The organism is Paraburkholderia sp. BR10954, assembly GCF_040965775.1.
In the GTDB taxonomy this organism is placed as follows: domain Bacteria; phylum Pseudomonadota; class Gammaproteobacteria; order Burkholderiales; family Burkholderiaceae; genus Paraburkholderia; species Paraburkholderia youngii.
On the sequence record NZ_JBFRCK010000004.1, the window covers coordinates 303,751 to 322,004 of the forward strand.

17 protein-coding genes and 1 riboswitch are annotated in these 18,254 nt (G+C 65.8%); of the genes, 14 read left to right on the forward strand and 3 right to left on the reverse strand.

Annotation, left to right across the window (positions count from 1 at the left end; genetic code table 11):
- Positions 1-2 precede the first annotated feature (2 nt).
- Together glpK and AB4Y34_RS08835 are read left to right on the forward strand one after the other, a co-directional pair.
- Positions 3-1,502 carry a glycerol kinase GlpK gene (glpK, locus tag AB4Y34_RS08830; RefSeq protein ID WP_368715798.1) on the forward strand — a complete coding sequence of 500 codons (1,500 nt, stop codon included), beginning with the start codon at positions 3-5 and terminating at the stop codon, positions 1,500-1,502.
- Positions 1,503-1,634: 132 nt separating this feature from the next.
- Positions 1,635-2,321 carry an HAD family hydrolase gene (locus AB4Y34_RS08835; protein WP_368715799.1) on the forward strand — a complete coding sequence of 229 codons (687 nt, stop codon included), beginning with the start codon at positions 1,635-1,637 and terminating at the stop codon, positions 2,319-2,321.
- Between the two features lie 98 nt (positions 2,322-2,419).
- On the opposite strand, the gene ribB is transcribed toward AB4Y34_RS08835, so the two are convergent.
- Both ribB and AB4Y34_RS08845 read right to left on the reverse strand, forming a co-directional pair.
- Positions 2,420-3,139 carry a 3,4-dihydroxy-2-butanone-4-phosphate synthase gene (gene ribB / locus AB4Y34_RS08840; RefSeq protein ID WP_368715800.1) on the reverse strand — a complete coding sequence of 240 codons (720 nt, stop codon included), beginning with the start codon at positions 3,137-3,139 and terminating at the stop codon, positions 2,420-2,422.
- A 149-nt stretch (positions 3,140-3,288) separates the two neighbouring features.
- Positions 3,289-3,472, reverse strand: a riboswitch (FMN riboswitch).
- 138 nt (positions 3,473-3,610) lie between these two features.
- Complete coding sequence (locus tag AB4Y34_RS08845) at positions 3,611-4,318, reverse strand: helix-turn-helix domain-containing protein (protein WP_176365614.1); 708 nt, start codon at positions 4,316-4,318, stop codon at positions 3,611-3,613.
- 149 nt (positions 4,319-4,467) lie between these two features.
- Between AB4Y34_RS08845 and AB4Y34_RS08850 the strand changes: the two genes are divergently transcribed.
- From AB4Y34_RS08850 to lnt, 7 genes are all read left to right on the forward strand, one after another.
- Positions 4,468-4,593 carry a hypothetical protein gene (locus tag AB4Y34_RS08850; RefSeq protein WP_368715801.1) on the forward strand — a complete coding sequence of 42 codons (126 nt, stop codon included), beginning with the start codon at positions 4,468-4,470 and terminating at the stop codon, positions 4,591-4,593.
- A 158-nt stretch (positions 4,594-4,751) separates the two neighbouring features.
- On the forward strand, positions 4,752-6,125 hold the full coding sequence (miaB, locus tag AB4Y34_RS08855) for a tRNA (N6-isopentenyl adenosine(37)-C2)-methylthiotransferase MiaB (protein ID WP_176380880.1): 1,374 nt from the start codon (positions 4,752-4,754) through the stop codon (positions 6,123-6,125).
- 61 nt (positions 6,126-6,186) lie between these two features.
- Entirely contained in the window at positions 6,187-7,272 is a 1,086-nt protein-coding gene (locus AB4Y34_RS08860; protein WP_176380881.1) for a PhoH family protein, read from the forward strand.
- Between the two features lie 90 nt (positions 7,273-7,362).
- Positions 7,363-7,824, forward strand: coding sequence for an rRNA maturation RNase YbeY (gene ybeY, locus AB4Y34_RS08865; protein WP_176105095.1), 462 nt, complete (start codon positions 7,363-7,365; stop codon positions 7,822-7,824).
- Between the two features lie 32 nt (positions 7,825-7,856).
- On the forward strand, positions 7,857-8,516 hold the full coding sequence (locus AB4Y34_RS08870; protein WP_176121805.1) for a gamma-glutamylcyclotransferase: 660 nt from the start codon (positions 7,857-7,859) through the stop codon (positions 8,514-8,516).
- Positions 8,517-8,735: 219 nt separating this feature from the next.
- Positions 8,736-9,641 carry an HlyC/CorC family transporter gene (locus AB4Y34_RS08875; RefSeq protein ID WP_368596410.1) on the forward strand — a complete coding sequence of 302 codons (906 nt, stop codon included), beginning with the start codon at positions 8,736-8,738 and terminating at the stop codon, positions 9,639-9,641.
- A gap of 119 nt (positions 9,642-9,760) precedes the next feature.
- Positions 9,761-11,503, forward strand: coding sequence for an apolipoprotein N-acyltransferase (gene lnt / locus AB4Y34_RS08880; RefSeq protein WP_368715802.1), 1,743 nt, complete (start codon positions 9,761-9,763; stop codon positions 11,501-11,503).
- 86 nt (positions 11,504-11,589) lie between these two features.
- On the opposite strand, the gene AB4Y34_RS08885 is transcribed toward lnt, so the two are convergent.
- Positions 11,590-12,204 (reverse strand): glutathione S-transferase C-terminal domain-containing protein, encoded by a 615-nt coding sequence (locus AB4Y34_RS08885; RefSeq protein ID WP_176105091.1) that lies wholly within the window; start codon positions 12,202-12,204, stop codon positions 11,590-11,592.
- Positions 12,205-12,415: 211 nt separating this feature from the next.
- On the opposite strand from AB4Y34_RS08885, the gene AB4Y34_RS08890 reads away from it, so the two are divergent.
- The 5 genes from AB4Y34_RS08890 to purH all read left to right on the forward strand — a co-directional run bounded on the left by AB4Y34_RS08890 (position 12,416) and on the right by purH (position 18,215).
- Complete coding sequence (locus AB4Y34_RS08890; RefSeq protein ID WP_368715803.1) at positions 12,416-13,822, forward strand: aminopeptidase P N-terminal domain-containing protein; 1,407 nt, start codon at positions 12,416-12,418, stop codon at positions 13,820-13,822.
- Between the two features lie 6 nt (positions 13,823-13,828).
- A complete protein-coding gene (locus AB4Y34_RS08895; protein WP_368715804.1) occupies positions 13,829-15,100 on the forward strand; it encodes a UbiH/UbiF/VisC/COQ6 family ubiquinone biosynthesis hydroxylase in 1,272 nt (423 codons plus the stop codon).
- A gap of 186 nt (positions 15,101-15,286) precedes the next feature.
- On the forward strand, positions 15,287-16,363 hold the full coding sequence (gene dusB, locus AB4Y34_RS08900; RefSeq protein WP_176380885.1) for a tRNA dihydrouridine synthase DusB: 1,077 nt from the start codon (positions 15,287-15,289) through the stop codon (positions 16,361-16,363).
- Positions 16,360-16,593 carry a Fis family transcriptional regulator gene (locus tag AB4Y34_RS08905; RefSeq protein ID WP_013090496.1) on the forward strand — a complete coding sequence of 78 codons (234 nt, stop codon included), beginning with the start codon at positions 16,360-16,362 and terminating at the stop codon, positions 16,591-16,593. The genes dusB and AB4Y34_RS08905 overlap by 4 nt, the downstream gene beginning before the upstream one ends.
- A 56-nt stretch (positions 16,594-16,649) precedes the next feature.
- Complete coding sequence (gene purH / locus AB4Y34_RS08910; RefSeq protein ID WP_368715805.1) at positions 16,650-18,215, forward strand: bifunctional phosphoribosylaminoimidazolecarboxamide formyltransferase/IMP cyclohydrolase; 1,566 nt, start codon at positions 16,650-16,652, stop codon at positions 18,213-18,215.
- The last annotated feature ends 39 nt before the right edge of the window (positions 18,216-18,254 follow it).

Below are 18,254 nucleotides of genomic sequence, written 5' to 3' on the forward strand. Positions count from 1 at the left end.
CAATGCAGGATCAGTACGTCCTCGCGCTTGACCAAGGCACCACCAGCTCACGCGCGATGCTGTTCGACCGGCGCGGCAACGTCGTGTCGAGCGCGCAAAAGGAATTCCAGCAGATCTACCCGCAGCCTGGCTGGGTCGAGCACGATCCGCGGGAAATCTGGTCGACCCAGGCCGGCGTCGCCGCCGAGGCGGTAACGCGAGCCGGCATGAACGGCACATCGATCGCGGCGATCGGCATCACGAACCAGCGCGAAACCACGATCGTGTGGGATCGCGAAACCGGCCACCCGATCTACAACGCGATCGTCTGGCAGGACCGCCGCACCGCCGACTTCTGCGACGAACTGAAAGCGCAAGGTCTCGAAGCGAGCGTGCGCGCGAAGACCGGTCTACCGATCGACTCGTACTTCTCGGCGACCAAAATCCGCTGGATTCTCGACAACGTCGAAGGCGCACGCGAAAAAGCGCGTCAGGGCCGGCTCGCGTTCGGCACCGTCGACAGCTGGCTCATGTGGAACTTCACGAAGGGCGCGCTGCACATCACCGACGTAACCAACGCGTCGCGCACGATGCTGTTCAACATCCACACGCTGAAGTGGGACGACGAACTGCTCGCCGCACTCGACATTCCGCGCAACATGCTGCCGGAAGTGCGGCCCTCGTCGGAGGTGTACGGACCGACGGTGACCACCGTGTTCGCATCGAAGATTCCGCTCGCGGGCATCGCCGGCGATCAGCACGCCGCATTGTTCGGCCAGATGTGCACCGAGTCCGGCATGGTCAAGAACACCTACGGAACCGGCTGCTTCCTCGTGATGAACACGGGCGCCAAACCGATCGAATCGAAGAACAATCTGGTCTCGACGATCGCCTGGCAGATCGGCGAGCGTATCGACTACGCGCTCGAAGGCAGCATCTTCATCGCCGGCGCGGTGGTGCAGTGGCTGCGCGACGGCCTCGGCATCATCAGGAGCGCGGCCGAAATCGAAACGCTCGCGCGCAGCGTGCCGCATTGCGACGGCGTGTATCTCGTGCCTGCGTTCGCCGGCCTCGGCGCTCCGCACTGGAACGCGCATGCGCGTGGCACGCTGTTCGGGCTCACACGCGGCACGACCTCCGCGCACATCGCGCGCGCGGCGCTCGATTCGATCGCGTATCAATCGCTCGATGTGCTGAAGGCGATGGAAGCCGACTCGGGCATTCGCATCGGCGAGCTGCGCGTGGATGGCGGCGCCTGCGCGAACAATCTGCTGATGCAGTTCCAGGCCGACATCCTCGGCGTCGACACGGTCCGCCCCCAGGTGTCGGAGACGACCGCGCTCGGCGCCGCCTATCTGGCCGGTCTCGCGGTCGGCTACTGGAAGGATATCGACGAGTTGAAGAGCCAGTGGAAGCTCGAACATCGCTTCACACCGGCGCGGCCGCACGCGGAGATCAGGACCTGCCTCGATGGCTGGCAGCGCGCGATCCGCGCGGCGAAGGCTTGGGCCGATACACCGTAAGGTCGTAAGGCCGCGGGCACGCAGAACATCGAAAGGACGTGGTCCGAAAGCACGTATGATGTCGCTTTTCACCGTGGCGCGCGGGCCCCGCAACTCGCCGCCCGCGCGCGTTGCGCTTATCGTTTTTCAGGCATGATCGACCACCTCATCTGTGACTGCGACGGCGTGCTCGTCGACAGTGAAGTCATCGCCGGTCGCGTGATGTTCGACACGCTGACGGCCACCTTCCCCGGCATCGATTTCGCCCCCGTCATCAAAACCGCGTTCGGCCAGCAAACCTCGCGCTTTCTCGCCGGCCTCGAAAAGCAGTTCGACATCACACTGCCCGCGAACTTCCTCGATGCGATCGAGCACAATGTCGAGCTCGCGCTCGCCGCGTCGCTCGGTCCGATCCACGGTGTGCGCGACGCGCTGCAGCGCGTGACGCTGCCAGCCGCAGTCGTGTCGAACAGCCGCATGACACGTGTGAGCGCATCGGTGCGGCGGGCCGGTCTGCAGCAGATTTTCGGCGAGCGGGTGTTCAGCGCCGAGCAGGTCGCGCGGCCAAAGCCCCATCCCGATGTCTATCTGTTCGCGGCCACGTCGCTCGGCGTCGAGCCCGCGCGCTGCCTCGTCGTCGAAGACAGCGTCTCGGGCCTGAACGCGGCGCGCGCGGCCGGCATGAAGACGATCGCCTTCGTCGGCGCGAGCCATATTCCGGACGGCTATGCGGATGCGCTGCGCGCGATGGGCATCACGCGAATCATCAAGCATATGGATGAACTGCCGGCGCTGATCGACGCGGGCGTGCGCGGCGAGTTCGGCGACGTGCAGTCGTAGCGGTTTCGCGCAACGCCGATAAAAAAAGCCGGTTCTTCTTGCGAAGAACCGGCTTTTTGCGTCATGGCACTGCGTGCCCCTCGAAGCATGATGGCCCTTCAAGCCTCGGCCATCGCGCCCTCGCGCACCCGCGCGAGCGTCTCGCGAAACTCGACCAGCTCGGCGATCGTCAGCATCGGCAGATCGTGTTGCGCGGCAAAGCGTTCGACGTCCGCACCGCGCGTCATCGTGCCATCGGCGTTCATCAGTTCGCACAGCACGCCGGCCGGCTTCAGGCCCGCGAGGATCGCCAGATCGATGGTGCCTTCGGTGTGGCCGCGCCGTGCCAGCACGCCGCCGGGCATCGCGCGCAGCGGGAACACGTGGCCAGGGCGCACGATGTCGGCGGGCGTGGCCGTATCGGCGATCGCAGCGCGGATCGTGGTCACGCGATCCTGCGCGGACACGCCGGTGCTGACGCCTTCGCGCGCTTCGATCGACACCGTGAACGCGGTGCCGTGACGGCTTTCGTTGTTGACGGCCATCGGCGGCAGCTCGAGCGCGCGGATCTTGTCGTCGGGCAGGCACAGACACACGATGCCGCTGCATTCGCGGATCAGTAGCGCCATCGTTTCGACCGACAGGCGCTCGGCCGCGACGATCAGATCGGCTTCGTTCTCGCGGTCGTGGTCGTCCTGCAGCACCACGGCGCGACCCTCGCGCAGTGCCTGCAAGGCGGCGGCGATACGTGGCGGAACGGCTTCAGTGGCAAGCAGAGGGAGATCGGCGAAGGCATCGTCTGCAATCGTCGACGGAGCGGGAAAAGTAGCAAAGGACATGTTGAAACGCTCATCGCAAAAGTTGGGCGAAAAACGTTTCAGGGCATTGCAAACAGACTGACGCGCTGCCGCCTGACACGCCGCACGAAAGCGGACGATCATCAGCCGCCCAAGCTACGGGCGGCATCGCGGAACGCACATGACTATCTGCACATCTTCTTCCATCCGGACTATCACCGTCGGCTCTGGCTTCTGACCAGATCTGCTGACCCCGCCGCAAGCTCCGCTACTGCGAAGACCACTCGATGCGGGCGCTCGCGGGCTTGCCGGCTCACGCTGTCGCGCTGTCGGCCTACCGCCGGTGGGGAATTGCACCCCGCCCTGAAGACGCACTGATTGCCGGTTTGACCGGCCGGCGAAGCATACAACAGTCGCGCAAGCGCTGCAGCGCGACGAACAAAGACCCTACTGACGGCGTTGGCCGTGCATCGACGCCCCGAGCTGCGCCAGAACCTCGAATGCCGTCGATTCTCAACCCGGCACGCCTTCGCGCGCAGCTTCATCGCGGGCGGCGCTCGCGGCCTGCACTTCCCAGCGCGGCGGCGTCTCAGCTCGCAGCGTCACGCGAAACGCGCGCGCCTCGGTGTCGCCGGGATTGCGCAGGCTGTGCGGCTGGTCGGCGTCGAACACGATTGCGTCGCCGGTCGCGAGCAGCTGGCGCTGGTCGTGCACGCTGACTTCGAGCGTGCCGTCGCTGACCACCAGATTCACCGTCGTGCCCGGCGCGCGGCGAATGCCCGCCTCCGTATGCAGCGGCGCGATCCGCAGCTCGTGAAACTCGGCGGCGATCGACTCGTCGTCGGGATACAGCGGGCGCACCGAGTAGCGCCCGTTCGCGCTGACCACGCGGGCCGAACGCTCGGCCGGCAGATGCTCGAAGCCGTTGGTCGCGTGACGCCGCAGGAACGCCGCCACCGACACCTTCAGCGCCGCCGCCACCTTGCACAGCACTTTGATCGACGGCACGCTGCGCGCCGACTCGATTTGCGCGAGCATCGCGCGCGACACGCCGGACGCGCGCGCCAGCGCATCGAGCGAAAGCTGGCGTTCGGCGCGCAGCCGCGCCAGATTCACGCCGACCAGCTGTTCGAGCGCATCGAAGGGTTCGGCAGAGCGCGGCGCGGCGTTGGTATCGCCATCGGCCGAAGGATCGCGGACCAGCGCGAGCGGGGAATGCATATTGGCCTCCAGAGCGCCGCCCAGCGGCGCAAGAGCAGTAAGTGGAGGCAAGATAGCATCGGCTCTCGCCGCGCCCAACGAAGTTATCGTCACACTGTTATCAGCATGGCGGAGGCAAGCAACTGACGACTCACGCGCCTTGGGCGAGCGTGCGCGCGCTGCTCGATTTCCTCGCCGAGCGCTTCGCGCAGGTGTCGGGTCAACCGGGAAGCCCGCTGGGACTGCCGCTGGGACTGCCGCTGGGACTGCCGCTGGAGCAGCCAATGAGCGCCTGATGAGCGCTAAAACCCCCGCAGCGTGAAGGGCTATAATATGCAGTTACGCTGCAAAGACACGCGCAAGCCGGCCACCAAGCGCCGCGCTGCCCCGCGCCGCGGCCTCCTTCACCTTTTTACGACGCCCCCAGGTTAACCACTGCGACCGGCGAAATTCGATGACCAAGAAAGTTTATGTAAAAACCTTTGGCTGCCAGATGAACGAGTACGACTCCGACAAGATGGTCGACGTGCTCGGTGCCGCTGAAGGACTCGTCAAGACCGACACGCCGGAAGACGCCGACGTGATCCTGTTCAATACCTGCTCGGTGCGCGAAAAAGCGCAGGAAAAAGTCTTCTCCGACCTCGGCCGCGTGCGCGAGCTGAAGGACGCGAATCCGAATCTGATCATTGGCGTGGGTGGCTGCGTCGCTAGCCAGGAAGGCGCATCGATCGTCGCGCGCGCGCCGTACGTCGATATCGTGTTCGGTCCGCAAACGCTGCACCGCCTGCCGCAGATGATCGACGAGCGTCGCGCGAGCGGCCGCGCGCAGGTCGATATTTCGTTTCCCGAAATCGAGAAGTTCGATCACCTGCCGCCGGCGCGCGTCGAAGGTCCGAGCGCGTTCGTGTCGATCATGGAAGGCTGCAGCAAGTACTGCAGCTACTGCGTCGTGCCGTACACGCGCGGCGAGGAAGTGTCGCGTCCGCTCGACGACGTGCTGACCGAAATCGCCGGCCTCGCCGACCAGGGCGTGCGCGAAGTCACGCTGCTTGGCCAGAACGTGAACGCCTATCGTGGCGCACTGACCTTGGGCTCGACCGAGATCGCCGACTTCGCGACGCTGATCGAATACGTCGCGGACATCCCCGGCATCGAACGGATTCGCTACACGACGTCGCATCCGAAGGAATTCACGCAGCGCCTGATCGACACTTATGCGAAGGTGCCGAAGCTCGTCAGTCACCTGCATCTGCCCGTGCAGCACGGCTCCGACCGCATCCTGATGGCGATGAAGCGCGGCTACACCGTGCTCGAATACAAGTCCGTGATCCGCAAGCTGCGCGCGATCCGCCCGGATCTGTCGCTGTCGACGGACATGATCGTCGGCTTCCCCGGCGAGACCGAGGAAGACTTCGCGAAGATGATGGCGCTCGTCGAAGAGATGAAGTACGACACGAGCTTCTCGTTCATCTACAGCCCGCGCCCCGGCACACCGGCCGCGAACCTGCACGACGACACGCCGCGCGAGGTGAAGCTGAAGCGCCTGCAACACTTGCAGGCCACGATCGAAGAGAACGTGCAGCGCATCAGCGACGCGATGGTCGGCAAGGTCGAGCGCATTCTGGTCGAGCGCCCGGCGCGCAAGGACCCGAACGAGCTCGCGGGCCGCACCGAGAACAACCGCGTCGTCAATTTCCCGGCGCCGGTGGCGTCGCATGCACGGCTGATCGGTCAGATGGTCGACGTGAAGATCGTGCACGCGTACCCGCACTCGCTGCGCGGCGAATTGGTGATGGTTCACGACGACAGCGCCGCCGTGACGCACTGAGCACGCTAAGCGCACTGACCGACATTCTGAGTATCGCAACCGACAGGATCGACTCACCGCCTTGAAGACCACTCAGCAGCATCTGGAATTCACCGCACCGCGCGAAGACAACGCGCGGCTTGCCAACCTCTGCGGACCGCTCGACGAAAATCTGCGGCAGATCGAGCAGGCGCTCGACGTGACCCTGCAGCGCCGTGGCCACCGCATCACGATCCGCGGGCGCGGCGCGAAACTCGCGCTCACCGCGCTCGAAAACTTCTACAACAGCGCACGCGAGCCCTTGTCGGTCGACGACATCCAGCTCGCGCTCGTCGAAGTGCGCCATCCGGCGCGCCATCGTTCGAATGGCAACGGCAATGGCAACGGCGGCGACGCCGTCGACCCGCACTTCGCCGGCAATCCCGATCACCCGTTCGACCAGCCCGCCGATGCCGATGCGAGCGAAGACGACTTCGAGGAATACGGCCCGAAACTGTACACGCGGCGCGCGGATCTGCGCGGCCGCACGCCGGCGCAGCGCGAGTACCTGAAGCAGATCGTGTCGCACGACGTCACCTTCGGCGTCGGCCCGGCCGGCACTGGCAAGACCTACCTCGCGGTGGCCTGCGCGGTCGACGCGCTCGAGCGCGACCAGGTCAAACGCATCGTGCTGACGCGCCCGGCCGTCGAAGCAGGCGAGCGGCTCGGCTTTTTGCCGGGCGATCTGGCGCAGAAGGTCGATCCGTATCTGCGTCCGCTGTACGACGCGCTGTACGACCTGCTCGGCTTTGACAAAACCGCGAAGATGTTCGAGCGGCAGATGATCGAAATCGCGCCGCTCGCGTACATGCGCGGCCGCACGCTGAATCACGCGTTCATCATCCTCGACGAGGCGCAGAACACCACGCCCGAGCAGATGAAGATGTTCCTCACGCGGATCGGCTTCGGCTCCAAGGCAGTCGTCACCGGCGACACGACCCAGGTCGACCTGCCGCGCGGCCAGAAGAGCGGGCTGATCGAAGCGCAGCAGGTGCTCGCGAACGTGCGCGGCATCGCGCTCACGCGCTTCACGAGCGCGGACGTGGTGCGTCATCCGCTGGTCGCGCGAATTGTGGAGGCGTACGATGCGCATGCGCAGAAGTCGACCGCCGCGGCCGATTCGCGCTAAAGCGATGGGCTTCGCAGCGCGAGGCCCGCGTGGCCTCGCCACCATGCCGCAAAAAACGACTGAGCCACGAACGCCACGCACATAAACCGCATGAGCCGCACCCCGAAACTAACACTGAGCCTGCAATTCCCCGCTGCCAAAGCCTGGCCGGAACACAAGGCGCTACTGCCGCGCGCGACGGTGGCAGGCTGGATCAAGGCGGCGCTGTTCGCAGACGGCGAACTGACGGTTCGCTTCGTCGACGCCGAAGAAGGCCGCACGCTGAACCGCACCTATCGCGGCAAGGATTACGCGACCAACGTGCTGACCTTCGCTTATGCCGAATCGGAAGACGACCCGGTGACGGGCGATCTGATTCTTTGCTGCCCGGTGATCGAGAAGGAAGCCGCCGAGCAGGGCAAACCGCTCGCCGCGCATTACGCGCACCTGCTCGTGCACGGCACACTGCATGCACAGGGTTACGACCACGAGGTTGAAGAGGAAGCAGAGGAAATGGAGGCGATCGAAACCGAAATCCTCGCCAGGCTCGGGTTTCCGGACCCTTATCAATAGACGTCCCCGCCCCTCCTCCAACCGAACCCGCCGTGAGCACTCCGTCCCCCGAAACCGAGATTCCTGTGCCCTGTCCGGACTACCCGCCGGTGCTCGGCGACTCGCGGCTTCTGACTGACGACGAACTGCGCGCGTCGCTTGAATGCACGTTGCGCGGCTGGGACCGCCAGAGCGATCTGTGGCTGTTCGGCTATGGCTCGCTGATCTGGAACCCGGGACTGCCCACCGTCGAAGCGATGCGCTCGAAGGTGCACGGCTATCACCGCGGCCTCTATCTGTGGTCGCGTGTGAATCGCGGCACGCCCGAGCAGCCCGGCCTCGTGCTCGCGCTGGATCGCGGCGGCTCGTGCACCGGCATGGCGTTCCGGCTCGCGGCCGATGGCTCGATGCCGCATCTCGAAGCACTGTGGCGCCGCGAAATGCCGATGGGCTCGTACCGTCCCGCGTGGCTGCCGTGCGTCCTCGCGGACGGCCGGCGCGTAGACGCGCTCGCCTTCGTGATGCGCCGCGACGTGCCAAGCTACACCGGCAAGCTGCGCGACGACATCATTCAGACCGTGCTGGGCTGCGCGAGCGGCCGCTACGGCACGACTTTCGATTACGTAAGCCGCACCGTGCATGCGCTGCGCGAAAGCGGCATGCCGGACCGCGCGCTCGAAGCGCTGCTCGCGCGCTGCAAGCCGGCCGTGTAATTTCGTCATCTCGGCGAAAACCCCACCCGCGACTTTTTTGCCGGCGAGCGCTTTTGCCCGCGTAATCGGTTAGGATGATTCCACGCTCCGCCTTCGCGGCGCGGCCGTTTCACCTTGGCTTCACTCATCGCCAGGCCCGGCCGGACACGGTTCCGCCATGTGCCTGGTGTATCCTTAACGCTCTGTAACAGCGCGCCCAGTCTCGCCGGGCGCACTACCATGAACGACACGTATCCCAGTCGACGCCATACCGGACGCCATCTCGACAAACCGCAGGAAAAGCGCTCGCTGCTGGAACGCCTGACCGACTTCATCTCGCCCGAACCCGACTCGCGGGCCGAACTTCTGGAAATTCTGCAGGACGCGCACGAGCGCAACCTGATCGACGCCGACTCGCTGTCGATGATCGAAGGCGTGTTCCAGGTCTCGGAACTGAGCGCGCGCGACATCATGGTGCCGCGCGCGCAAATGGACGCGATCAACATCGCCGACAATCCCGCCGAATTCATCCCCTACGTGCTGGAGAAAGCGCATTCGCGCTATCCAGTCTACGAGGGCAATCGCGACAACATCATCGGCGTGCTGCTCGCGAAAGATCTGCTGCGCTACTACGCCGAAGAAGAATTCGACGTGCGCGGCATGCTGCGCCCGGCCGTGTTCATCCCCGAGTCGAAGCGGCTGAACGTGCTGCTGCACGACTTTCGCGTGAACCGTAACCACCTCGCGGTGGTCGTCGACGAATACGGCGGCGTCGCGGGCCTGATCACGATCGAAGACGTGCTGGAGCAGATCGTCGGCGACATCGAGGACGAATACGATTTCGACGAGGAAAGCGGCAACATCATCGCGTCGCCGGACGGACGCTTCCGGGTGCGCGCGCTGACCGAGATCGAGCAGTTCAACGACACCTTCGGCACGCAATATTCAGACGAAGAAGTCGACACGATCGGCGGGCTGGTCACGCATCACTTCGGCCGGGTGCCGCATCGGGGCGAGAAAGTGCGCCTCGACGATCTGATCTTCGAGATCCTGCGCGGCGACGCCCGCCAGATCCACATGCTGCTGGTGCGCCGCGACCCGCTCGCGGGCCAGCGCGAACGCGAGTCGCAGCACGTGCAGACCTGAGCCGGCGGCTCGGGCCGATGCACGGCCCGAGCGCCCGCGCGTTGTTATTGCGGGCGCCGTGCGCCGACTCGTTTGCCTGCTGATTTACCCTTTCAACTTCCGACGCCGACCGCGCAACAATGGCCGACCCGATCACTTCCCGTTCGCACCGCGGCGTGAGCGCTCCCGCCCCCGCTGCCACCGACGACGTCACGCGCAGCCGCGCGCTGCCGCGCTGGCACTACCTCGTCGCACTGGCCGCGGGCGCGGCCAATACGCTGTCGTTCGCGCCGACGCCGCATGGCGGCTGGCTGCAACTCGCGATCTTCGTGTTCTTCTTCGCGTGGCTCACGCGCAGCACCGGCTGGAAAAGCGCCGCGTTGACGGGCGGCGCGTTCGGCTTCGGCAACTTCGTGAGCGGGGTCTGGTGGCTGTATGTGAGCATGCACTACTACGGCGGCATGCCGGCGCCACTCGCCGGCACGGCGCTCGTGCTGTTCTCGCTGTATCTCGCGCTCTATCCGGCGCTCGCCGCGGGGATATGGTCGTTCTGCGCGGGCCATGCGCGCAACGGCGCAGCCGACGACCGTGCGCCATTCTCGCCGACCTGGCACGGCGCGCTGGCTTTTGCCAGCGCGTGGGCGATCGGCGAATGGCTGCGCGGCACGGTGTTCACCGGCTTTCCCTGGCTCGCCACCGGGTACGCGCAAGTCGACGGCCCGTTGGCGGGGTTTGCGCCGGTGGTCGGCGTATATGGCGTCGGCTGGATGGTCGCGCTGACGGCCGCGTTGATCGTGCAGGCGTTGTTGGCGCTGCTGCCGTCGTGGCGCCCCGGGCGTGCCAATGAATCGCGCGAGCCGAACGCCGGCGCCGCTGGTGACGTCGACAGCCGCGGCGCGCGCGTTGCCGCCATCACCGTGCCAGCCTGCGTGGCGCTCGCGCTGCTCGTGATCGGCCTGCTGCTGCCGCTCGTGCAGTGGACGACACCCGCCAACGCGCCGCTGACGGTGCGGCTGCTGCAAGGCAACGTGAAGCAGGAGATGAAATTCGAGGAAGCCGGCTTGCGCGCGGCGGTCGACGAGTATCAGAAAATGATCACGTCGAAGCCGGCCGATCTGATCGTCACGCCGGAAACCGCGATCCCCGTGCTCGCGCAGCAGCTGCCGCCGAACTTCGCGGCCGCGATCCGCCAATTCACCGATTCGACCGGCAGCTCGCTGCTGTTCGGCGCGATCGGCGGCACGATCACGCCGGAAGGCCGGGTGGTCGACTACACCAACAGCCTGTTCGGCGTCACGCCCGGCTCGCACGAAATCTATCGCTACGACAAGCACCATCTGGTGCCGTTCGGCGAATTCGTGCCGTGGGGCTTCCGCTGGTTCGTGAACCTGATGAACATACCGCTCGGCGACTTCTTCCGTGGCCCGCCTGTGCAAAAGCCGTTCATGGTGCATAACCAGCCGGTCGCGGTGAATATCTGCTACGAGGACATCTTCGGCGAGGAAATCGCGCGCACGCTGCGCGAGAACGCGACGCCCGCCGGCGTGCTGATCAACTCGACCAATCTCGCGTGGTTCGGCGACACGATCGCGCTCGACCAGCATCTGCAGATCGCGCGCATGCGCTCGCTCGAAACCGGCAGGCCGATGCTGCGCGCAACCAACACCGGCATGACCGCCGCAATCGACGCGAACGGCCGCGTGATCGGGCGCCTGACGCCATACACGGTCGGCTCGCTCGACGTCAACGTGCAAGGCACCGCCGGCAACACGCCGTACGTGACGAGCGGCAACAACTCGGTGCTCGCGGTGTCGGTGCTGCTGCTCGCGATCGGTTTCGCGTTCGGACCGGGGATCGCGCGGCGGCGCAACGGCAAGCGGTAACGCCGGCGCCCACGTCAAACGAACAACGCCCGCAAAAAAATGCGCCTGACATGCAGGCGCATTTTTTTATGCTCATTCGAGCTTCATCAATCCTTCGGCGCCGTATCGATGAACGACTGCCGCTGCGACAGCTTCTGGAAGTGCTTGTCGAGGTTCGGATGCGCTTCGCGCCAGTTCAGTTCCGGCATACGGAAGTCCAGATAGCCGAGCGCACAGCCCATCGCGATGTCGGCCAGCGTGTAGTGATTGCTCGCGCACCACGGCTTGCTGCCAAGCCCCTGCGACATCGCGATCAGCGCTTCGTCGATCTTGCGCTGCTGCCGCGCGACCCATGCGTCCACGCGCTGCTCGGGCGCGCGCTGCGTGCTTTCGAGACGGATCAGCACGGCCGCGTCGAGCACGCCGTCGGCTAGCGCCTCCCAGCACCGCACTTCGATGCGCTCGCGCCCGGACGGCGGAATCAGCTTGCCCACCGGCGACAGCGTATCGACGTATTCGCAGATCACGCGTGAATCGAACACGGCTTCGCCGTCTTCCATCACGAGGCACGGCACCTTGCCGAGGGGGTTGAAGGTGTGAATCCGGGTATCCGGCGCCCAGACGTTCTCGGGCACCAGTTCGTAGTCGATCTTCTTGTCGGCGAGCACGATGCGCGCTTTACGCACATACGGGCTGCCGAACGAACCGATGAGTTTCATCATGACCTTCTGCCTTTTTCTGAATCCGGCGAAAGTATAAGTGGTCTAAAGCTTTCGCGAACGTGCTGGCGGCATCTTCGCGAACTGCCCGCCGAGCCGCTGTGGACGGATTGCAACATGACGGCGGCCGCCGCGCCGTCGGAATCCGCACAAAGGGAGTCGATGTCGTGTGCGGAGAATGGGGAGAGGAGACACGCGGCGCTACAATCGCACGATGAACCAGCCGACCGAACCCACCATCGCCATCGACGTCTACCGCACGCGCCGCGAGCGCGTTCTCGCCGCGCTGCGCGCCGCGGGCGGCGGCGTCGCCATCGTCCCGACCGCGCCGGAAGCGCTGCGCAACCGCGATACTGACTATCCGTACCGCCACGACAGCTACTTCTATTATCTGACCGGCTTCACCGAGCCCGAAGCGCTGCTGGTGCTCGATGCCAGCGCGGCGCCCGGCGCGCCCGCGTCGGTGCTGTTCTGCCGCGAGAAGAGCGTCGAGCGCGAAACGTGGGAAGGCTTCCGCTTCGGCCCCGACGGTGCGCGCGAAGCATTCGGGCTCGACGCCGCGTTCCCGATCGGCGAACTCGGCACACAGTTGCCGCGCATCATCGCCGACAAGCCGGCGCTGCACTATGCGCTCGGCACCTCGGCGCATCTGGACGAGCAGGTGCGCGGCTGGCTCGACGCGGTGCGCGCGCAAAGCCGCAGCGGCACCGTCGCGCCCACGGCCGCGCGCGATCTGCTGCCATTGCTCGACGAGATGCGGCTCGTCAAGGACGACCACGAGCTCGCGATCATGCGCCGCGCCGGCCAGATTTCGGCGGCCGCGCATCGTCGCGCGATGGCGGTGTGCCGGCCAGGTATCCGCGAGTACGAACTCGAGGCCGAACTGCTCTATACGTTCCGCAAGTTCGGCGCGCAGGCGCCGGCCTATACGTCGATCGTCGCGGCCGGGGCGAACGCGTGCGTGCTGCACTACCCCGCCGGCAACGCGATCGCGCGCGACGGCGACCTGATCCTGATCGACGCGGCCTGCGAACTCGACGGCTACGCGTCCGACATCACGCGCACGTTCCCGGCGAGCGGCCGCTTCACACCGGCGCAGCGCGAGCTGTACGACATCGTGCTGGCCGCGCAGCAAGCCGCCTTCGATGCGACGCGCGCCGGCGCGAGCTTCGACGATCCGCATCAGGCCGCGCTGCGCGTGCTGTCGCAGGGGCTGCTCGACACCGGCATCGTGCCGCGCGCGAAGTTCGCATCGGTCGACGACGTGATCGCCGAGCGCGCCTACGCGCCGTTCTACATGCATCGCACCGGCCACTGGCTGGGCATGGACGTGCACGACTGCGGCGACTACCGCGAGCGCGGCGCGCCGCGCGACGAAGCGGGCGCGCTGCCGTGGCGCACGCTGCGCGCGTCGATGACGCTGACGATCGAGCCGGGCCTGTACGTGCGCCCGGCCGAAGGTGTGCCCGAGCGCTACTGGAACATCGGCATCCGCATCGAGGACGACGCGATCGTCACGCCGACCGGCTGCGAGCTGATCACGCGCGACGTGCCGGTCGCCGCCGACGAGATCGAGGCGCTGATGCAGCAAGCACGAGCGGCTCATCAACAGAGGACCTGATCGGCGATGAATGAAGCGTCTCCATCGGCGGTGATCCTGAGGCCCGCCTCCCACCGGCAAGGGTTCGATTTCGATGTGACGATCGTCGGCGCCGGTCCGGTCGGCCTCGCGCTCGCCGGCTGGCTCGCGCGCCGCAGCGTGACGCGCGAGCTGAAGATCGCGCTCGTCGACGCGCGCGAGCCGGAAGACTCGATCGCCGATCCGCGCGCGATCGCGGTCTCGCACGGTAGCCGGATGATCCTCGAGCCGCTGCGCTGGCCGGCCGACGCCACCGCGATCGAGCGCATCCACGTGTCGCAGCGCGGTCATTTCGGCCGCACGCTGATCGATCATCGCGAGCACGGCCTGCCCGCGCTCGGCTACGTGCTGCGTTACGGCTCGATCGTGCATGGCCTCGCCGACGCCGTGCACGCGACGCCGGTCCATTGGTTCCGCTCGACGTCGGCCGGTGCGCCGGTTCAGGAGCTCGACGGCGTCACGCTGCCGATCGAAACCGCGGGCGTCGCGCGCCAGTTGCGCACGCGGATTCTGGTGAACGCCGAGGGCGGCCTGTTCGGCGACCAGAAGCACGCGAAAATCCCGAGCCGCGCCACGGACGAAGACGCCGGCGCACGCAGCATCGGTAAAAATCACGCCGGCTCGCGCGACTACGGCCAGACCGCGTTGGTCGGCACGGTCACTGCGTCCGCACCGCAGCCGCACGTCGCATGGGAGCGCTTCACGTCGCAAGGCCCGATCGCGCTGTTGCCGATGGGCGGCGTGCGCGGTGCCGACTACGCGCTCGTCTGGTGCTGCGCGCCCGACGAAGCCGCGCGCCGCGCTCAGCTCTCCGACGAAGCGTTCCTGCGCGAGCTCGATGCCGCGTTCGGCGACCGCATGGGCCGCTTTACGCACATCAAGGGCCGTGCGTCGTTTCCGCTCGGTCTCAACACGGTCGACACGCTCGTGAACGGCCACATCGTCGCGATCGGCAATGCGGCGCAGACCTTGCATCCGGTGGCGGGCCAAGGCCTCAACCTGGGCCTGCGAGACGCGCACGCTCTCGCCGATGCGCTGTCGGCCGAGGGCCCGACACCGCTCGCGCTCGCCACTTTCGCGCAGCGCCGCGCGCTCGACCGGCGCCTGACGATCGGTTCGACCGACACGCTCGCGCGCCTGTTTACCATCGACTTCGCGCCGCTCGCGGTACTGCGCGGCCTCGCGCTGACCGCACTCGAATTCGTCCCGCCGGTGAAAACCGCGCTCGCCCGCCAGATGATGTTCGGCCAGCGCCGCTAAGGACGCAAAACGCCGCGCGGCTCTATGAGCCGCGCGACTTTCATAGAAGATTTAACAGGTTACGAGACCCGGTTCGCGAGTCTCGGCAACCCGTTAACGCTAAAATGGTCGTTTTCCCTCGCATTTCGCGCTGCGCCGGCCGTCACGATTGTCAAATCTGACCCGACGTCGGCGCACGCTCACGTCATGCCCACTCTCGGCCCCCACATTCTGCGCAATAACCTGTTCGTCGCCCCGATGGCCGGCGTGACCGACCGGCCGTTCCGCCAGCTGTGCAAACGGCTCGGCGCGGGCTACGCGGTGTCGGAAATGGTCGCGTCGAACGCTCAGTTGTGGAAAAGCGAAAAGACCATGCGCCGCGCGAATCACGAGGGCGAGGTCGAACCGATCGCGGTGCAGATCGCTGGCGCCGACCCGGACATGATGGCCGAGGCCGCCCGCTACAACGTCGCGAACGGTGCGCAGATCATCGACATCAACATGGGCTGCCCGGCCAAGAAGGTTTGCAACGTGGCAGCCGGCTCGGCGCTGCTGCAGAACGAACCCCTCGTGCAGCGCATTGTCGAGGCCGTCGTAAACGCAGTTGGCGTCGGGCCCGACGCGGTACCCGTCACGCTGAAAATCCGCACCGGCTGGAATCGCGAGAACAAAAACGCGCTGAACGTCGCGCGTCTCGCGCAAGCGGCGGGCATTTCAATGCTGACCGTGCACGGCCGCACGCGCGCCGACCTGTACCACGGCGACGCCGAGTACGAAACCATCGCCGCAGTGAAAGCGGCGGTCAACATTCCGGTCGTCGCGAACGGCGACATCACGTCGCCGCAAAAGGCGCGCGAGGTGTTGGCCGCGACCGGCGCGGACGCGATCATGATCGGGCGGGCCGCGCAGGGTCGTCCGTGGCTGTTCCGCGAGATCGAACATTTCCTGCAAACGGACGAGCTGCTGCCGCCGCCGCGCATCGACGAAATCCAGCAGGTGATGAACGAACATCTCGAAGATCACTACGCTTTTTACGGGGAATTTACCGGTGTCCGCACTGCGCGCAAGCACATCGGCTGGTACACTCGCGGCCTTTCCGGCGCCAACCTGTTCCGGCATCGCATGAATACGCTGGACACCACGCGCGAACAACTCCTCGCCGTCAACGAGTTCTTTGACGCGCAAAAGGCGATCTCAGACCGCCTCGTCTACGTCGACGAAGCGCCCGGCAACCCCGGGCTCGACAGCCAGGGCGAGGACAACACCGACCGACTAGCAGCATGAGCAAGAACAACATCGAACAATCTGTCCGCGACAGCCTGGATGTGTATTTTCAGGATCTCGACGGCTCCAATCCGCACGACGTCTACGACATGGTCATTTCATGCGTGGAAAAACCCTTGCTCGAAGTGGTGCTCGAGCAGGCCAACGGTAACCAGTCGCTGGCCGCCGAGTATCTCGGCATCAACCGCAATACGCTGCGCAAGAAGCTGCAACAACACGGTTTGCTGTAGCGCGTTGCAGTTTCTCGCGCCCTGCCACGTTTCCCCTTCGGCTTTTCGTCTTCATCATGATCAAGCAAGCGCTCATCTCCGTTTCCGACAAGTCCGGCATCGTCGACTTCGCCAAATCGCTGTCGGACCTTGGCATCAAGATCCTGTCGACCGGCGGCACCGCGAAACTGCTCGCGGACGCGGGCCTGTCCGTCACCGAAGTCGCCGACTACACGGGCTTCCCGGAAATGCTCGACGGGCGCGTGAAAACGCTGCATCCGAAGGTGCACGGGGGCATCCTCGCGCGCCGCGATCTGCCCGAGCATATGGCCGCGCTCGAGAAGCACGACATTCCGACCATCGACCTGCTGGTCGTGAACCTGTACCCGTTCGTGCAGACCGTGTCGAAGGAACAGTGCTCGCTCGAAGACGCGATCGAGAACATCGACATCGGCGGCCCGACGATGCTGCGCTCGGCCGCGAAGAATCATCGTGACGTGACGGTGGTGGTCGATCCGGCCGACTACGCGGTCGTGCTCGACGAAATGCGAGCGAACGGCAACACGGTGTCGTACAAGACGAACTTCCGTCTCGCGACCAAGGTGTACGCGCACACCGCGCAGTACGACGGCGCGATCACGAACTACCTGACGAGCCTGACCGACGAGTTGCAGCACTCGTCGCGCAACGAGTACCCGGCCACCTTCAACATGGCGTTCAACAAGGTGCAGGACCTGCGCTACGGCGAAAACCCGCACCAGAGCGCAGCGTTCTACCGCGACCTGACCGTGCCGGACGGCGCGCTCGCGAACTACAACCAGTTGCAGGGCAAGGAACTGTCGTACAACAACATCGCCGACTCCGACGCGGCGTGGGAATGCGTGAAGACCTTCGACGTGCCGGCCTGCGTGATCGTCAAGCACGCGAATCCGTGCGGCGTTGCAGTGGGCGCGAACGCGCACGAAGCGTACTCGAAGGCGTTCCAGACCGATCCGACCTCGGCGTTCGGCGGCATCATCGCGTTCAACCGCGAAGTCGACGAAGCGGCGGCGCTTGCCGTTGCGAAGCAGTTCGTCGAAGTGCTCATCGCGCCGTCGTTCAGCGCCGAAGCGCGTCAGGTGTTCGCGGCGAAGCAGAACGTGCGTCTGCTCGAAATCGCGCTGGGCGAAGGCCACAACACTTTCGATCTGAAGCGCGTCGGTGGCGGCCTGCTGGTGCAGTCGCTCGACTCCAGGAACGTGCAGCCGCGCGAGTTGCGCGTCGTCACGAAGCGTCATCCGACGCCGAAGGAAATGGACGATTTGCTGTTCGCATGGCGTGTCGCGAAGTACGTGAAGTCGAACGCGATCGTGTTCTGCGCGAACGGCATGACGCTCGGCGTCGGCGCGGGTCAGATGAGCCGCGTGGACTCGGCGCGTATCGCGAGCATCAAGGCGCAGAACGCCGGTCTGACGCTGGCCGGTTCGGCGGTCGCATCGGACGCGTTCTTCCCGTTCCGCGACGGTCTCGACGTCGTGGTCGCGGCAGGCGCGACCTGCGTGATCCAGCCGGGTGGCTCGGTGCGCGACGACGAAGTGGTCATGGCCGCCGACGAGCACAACATCGCGATGGTGCTGACGGGCGTGCGTCACTTCCGTCATTGATCGGCTGAAGTTCGGTAGCTGAGAAAAGGCCCGGCGGGT

Excerpts from the sequence above, each read along its gene's own strand:
- glpK (WP_368715798.1), top strand. The coding sequence starts at position 3 with ATGCAGGATCAGTACGTCCTCGCGCTTGACCAAGGCACCACCAGCTCA.
- AB4Y34_RS08835 (WP_368715799.1), top strand. The coding sequence starts at position 1,635 with ATGATCGACCACCTCATCTGTGACTGCGACGGCGTGCTCGTCGACAGT.
- ribB (WP_368715800.1), bottom strand. The coding sequence starts at position 3,139 with ATGTCCTTTGCTACTTTTCCCGCTCCGTCGACGATTGCAGACGATGCC.
- AB4Y34_RS08845 (WP_176365614.1), bottom strand. The coding sequence starts at position 4,318 with ATGCATTCCCCGCTCGCGCTGGTCCGCGATCCTTCGGCCGATGGCGAT.
- miaB (WP_176380880.1), top strand. The coding sequence starts at position 4,752 with ATGACCAAGAAAGTTTATGTAAAAACCTTTGGCTGCCAGATGAACGAG.
- ybeY (WP_176105095.1), top strand. The coding sequence starts at position 7,363 with ATGAGCCGCACCCCGAAACTAACACTGAGCCTGCAATTCCCCGCTGCC.
- AB4Y34_RS08875 (WP_368596410.1), top strand. The coding sequence starts at position 8,736 with ATGAACGACACGTATCCCAGTCGACGCCATACCGGACGCCATCTCGAC.
- lnt (WP_368715802.1), top strand. The coding sequence starts at position 9,761 with ATGGCCGACCCGATCACTTCCCGTTCGCACCGCGGCGTGAGCGCTCCC.
- AB4Y34_RS08885 (WP_176105091.1), bottom strand. The coding sequence starts at position 12,204 with ATGATGAAACTCATCGGTTCGTTCGGCAGCCCGTATGTGCGTAAAGCG.
- AB4Y34_RS08890 (WP_368715803.1), top strand. The coding sequence starts at position 12,416 with ATGAACCAGCCGACCGAACCCACCATCGCCATCGACGTCTACCGCACG.
- AB4Y34_RS08895 (WP_368715804.1), top strand. The coding sequence starts at position 13,829 with ATGAATGAAGCGTCTCCATCGGCGGTGATCCTGAGGCCCGCCTCCCAC.
- dusB (WP_176380885.1), top strand. The coding sequence starts at position 15,287 with ATGCCCACTCTCGGCCCCCACATTCTGCGCAATAACCTGTTCGTCGCC.
- AB4Y34_RS08905 (WP_013090496.1), top strand. The coding sequence starts at position 16,360 with ATGAGCAAGAACAACATCGAACAATCTGTCCGCGACAGCCTGGATGTG.
- purH (WP_368715805.1), top strand. The coding sequence starts at position 16,650 with ATGATCAAGCAAGCGCTCATCTCCGTTTCCGACAAGTCCGGCATCGTC.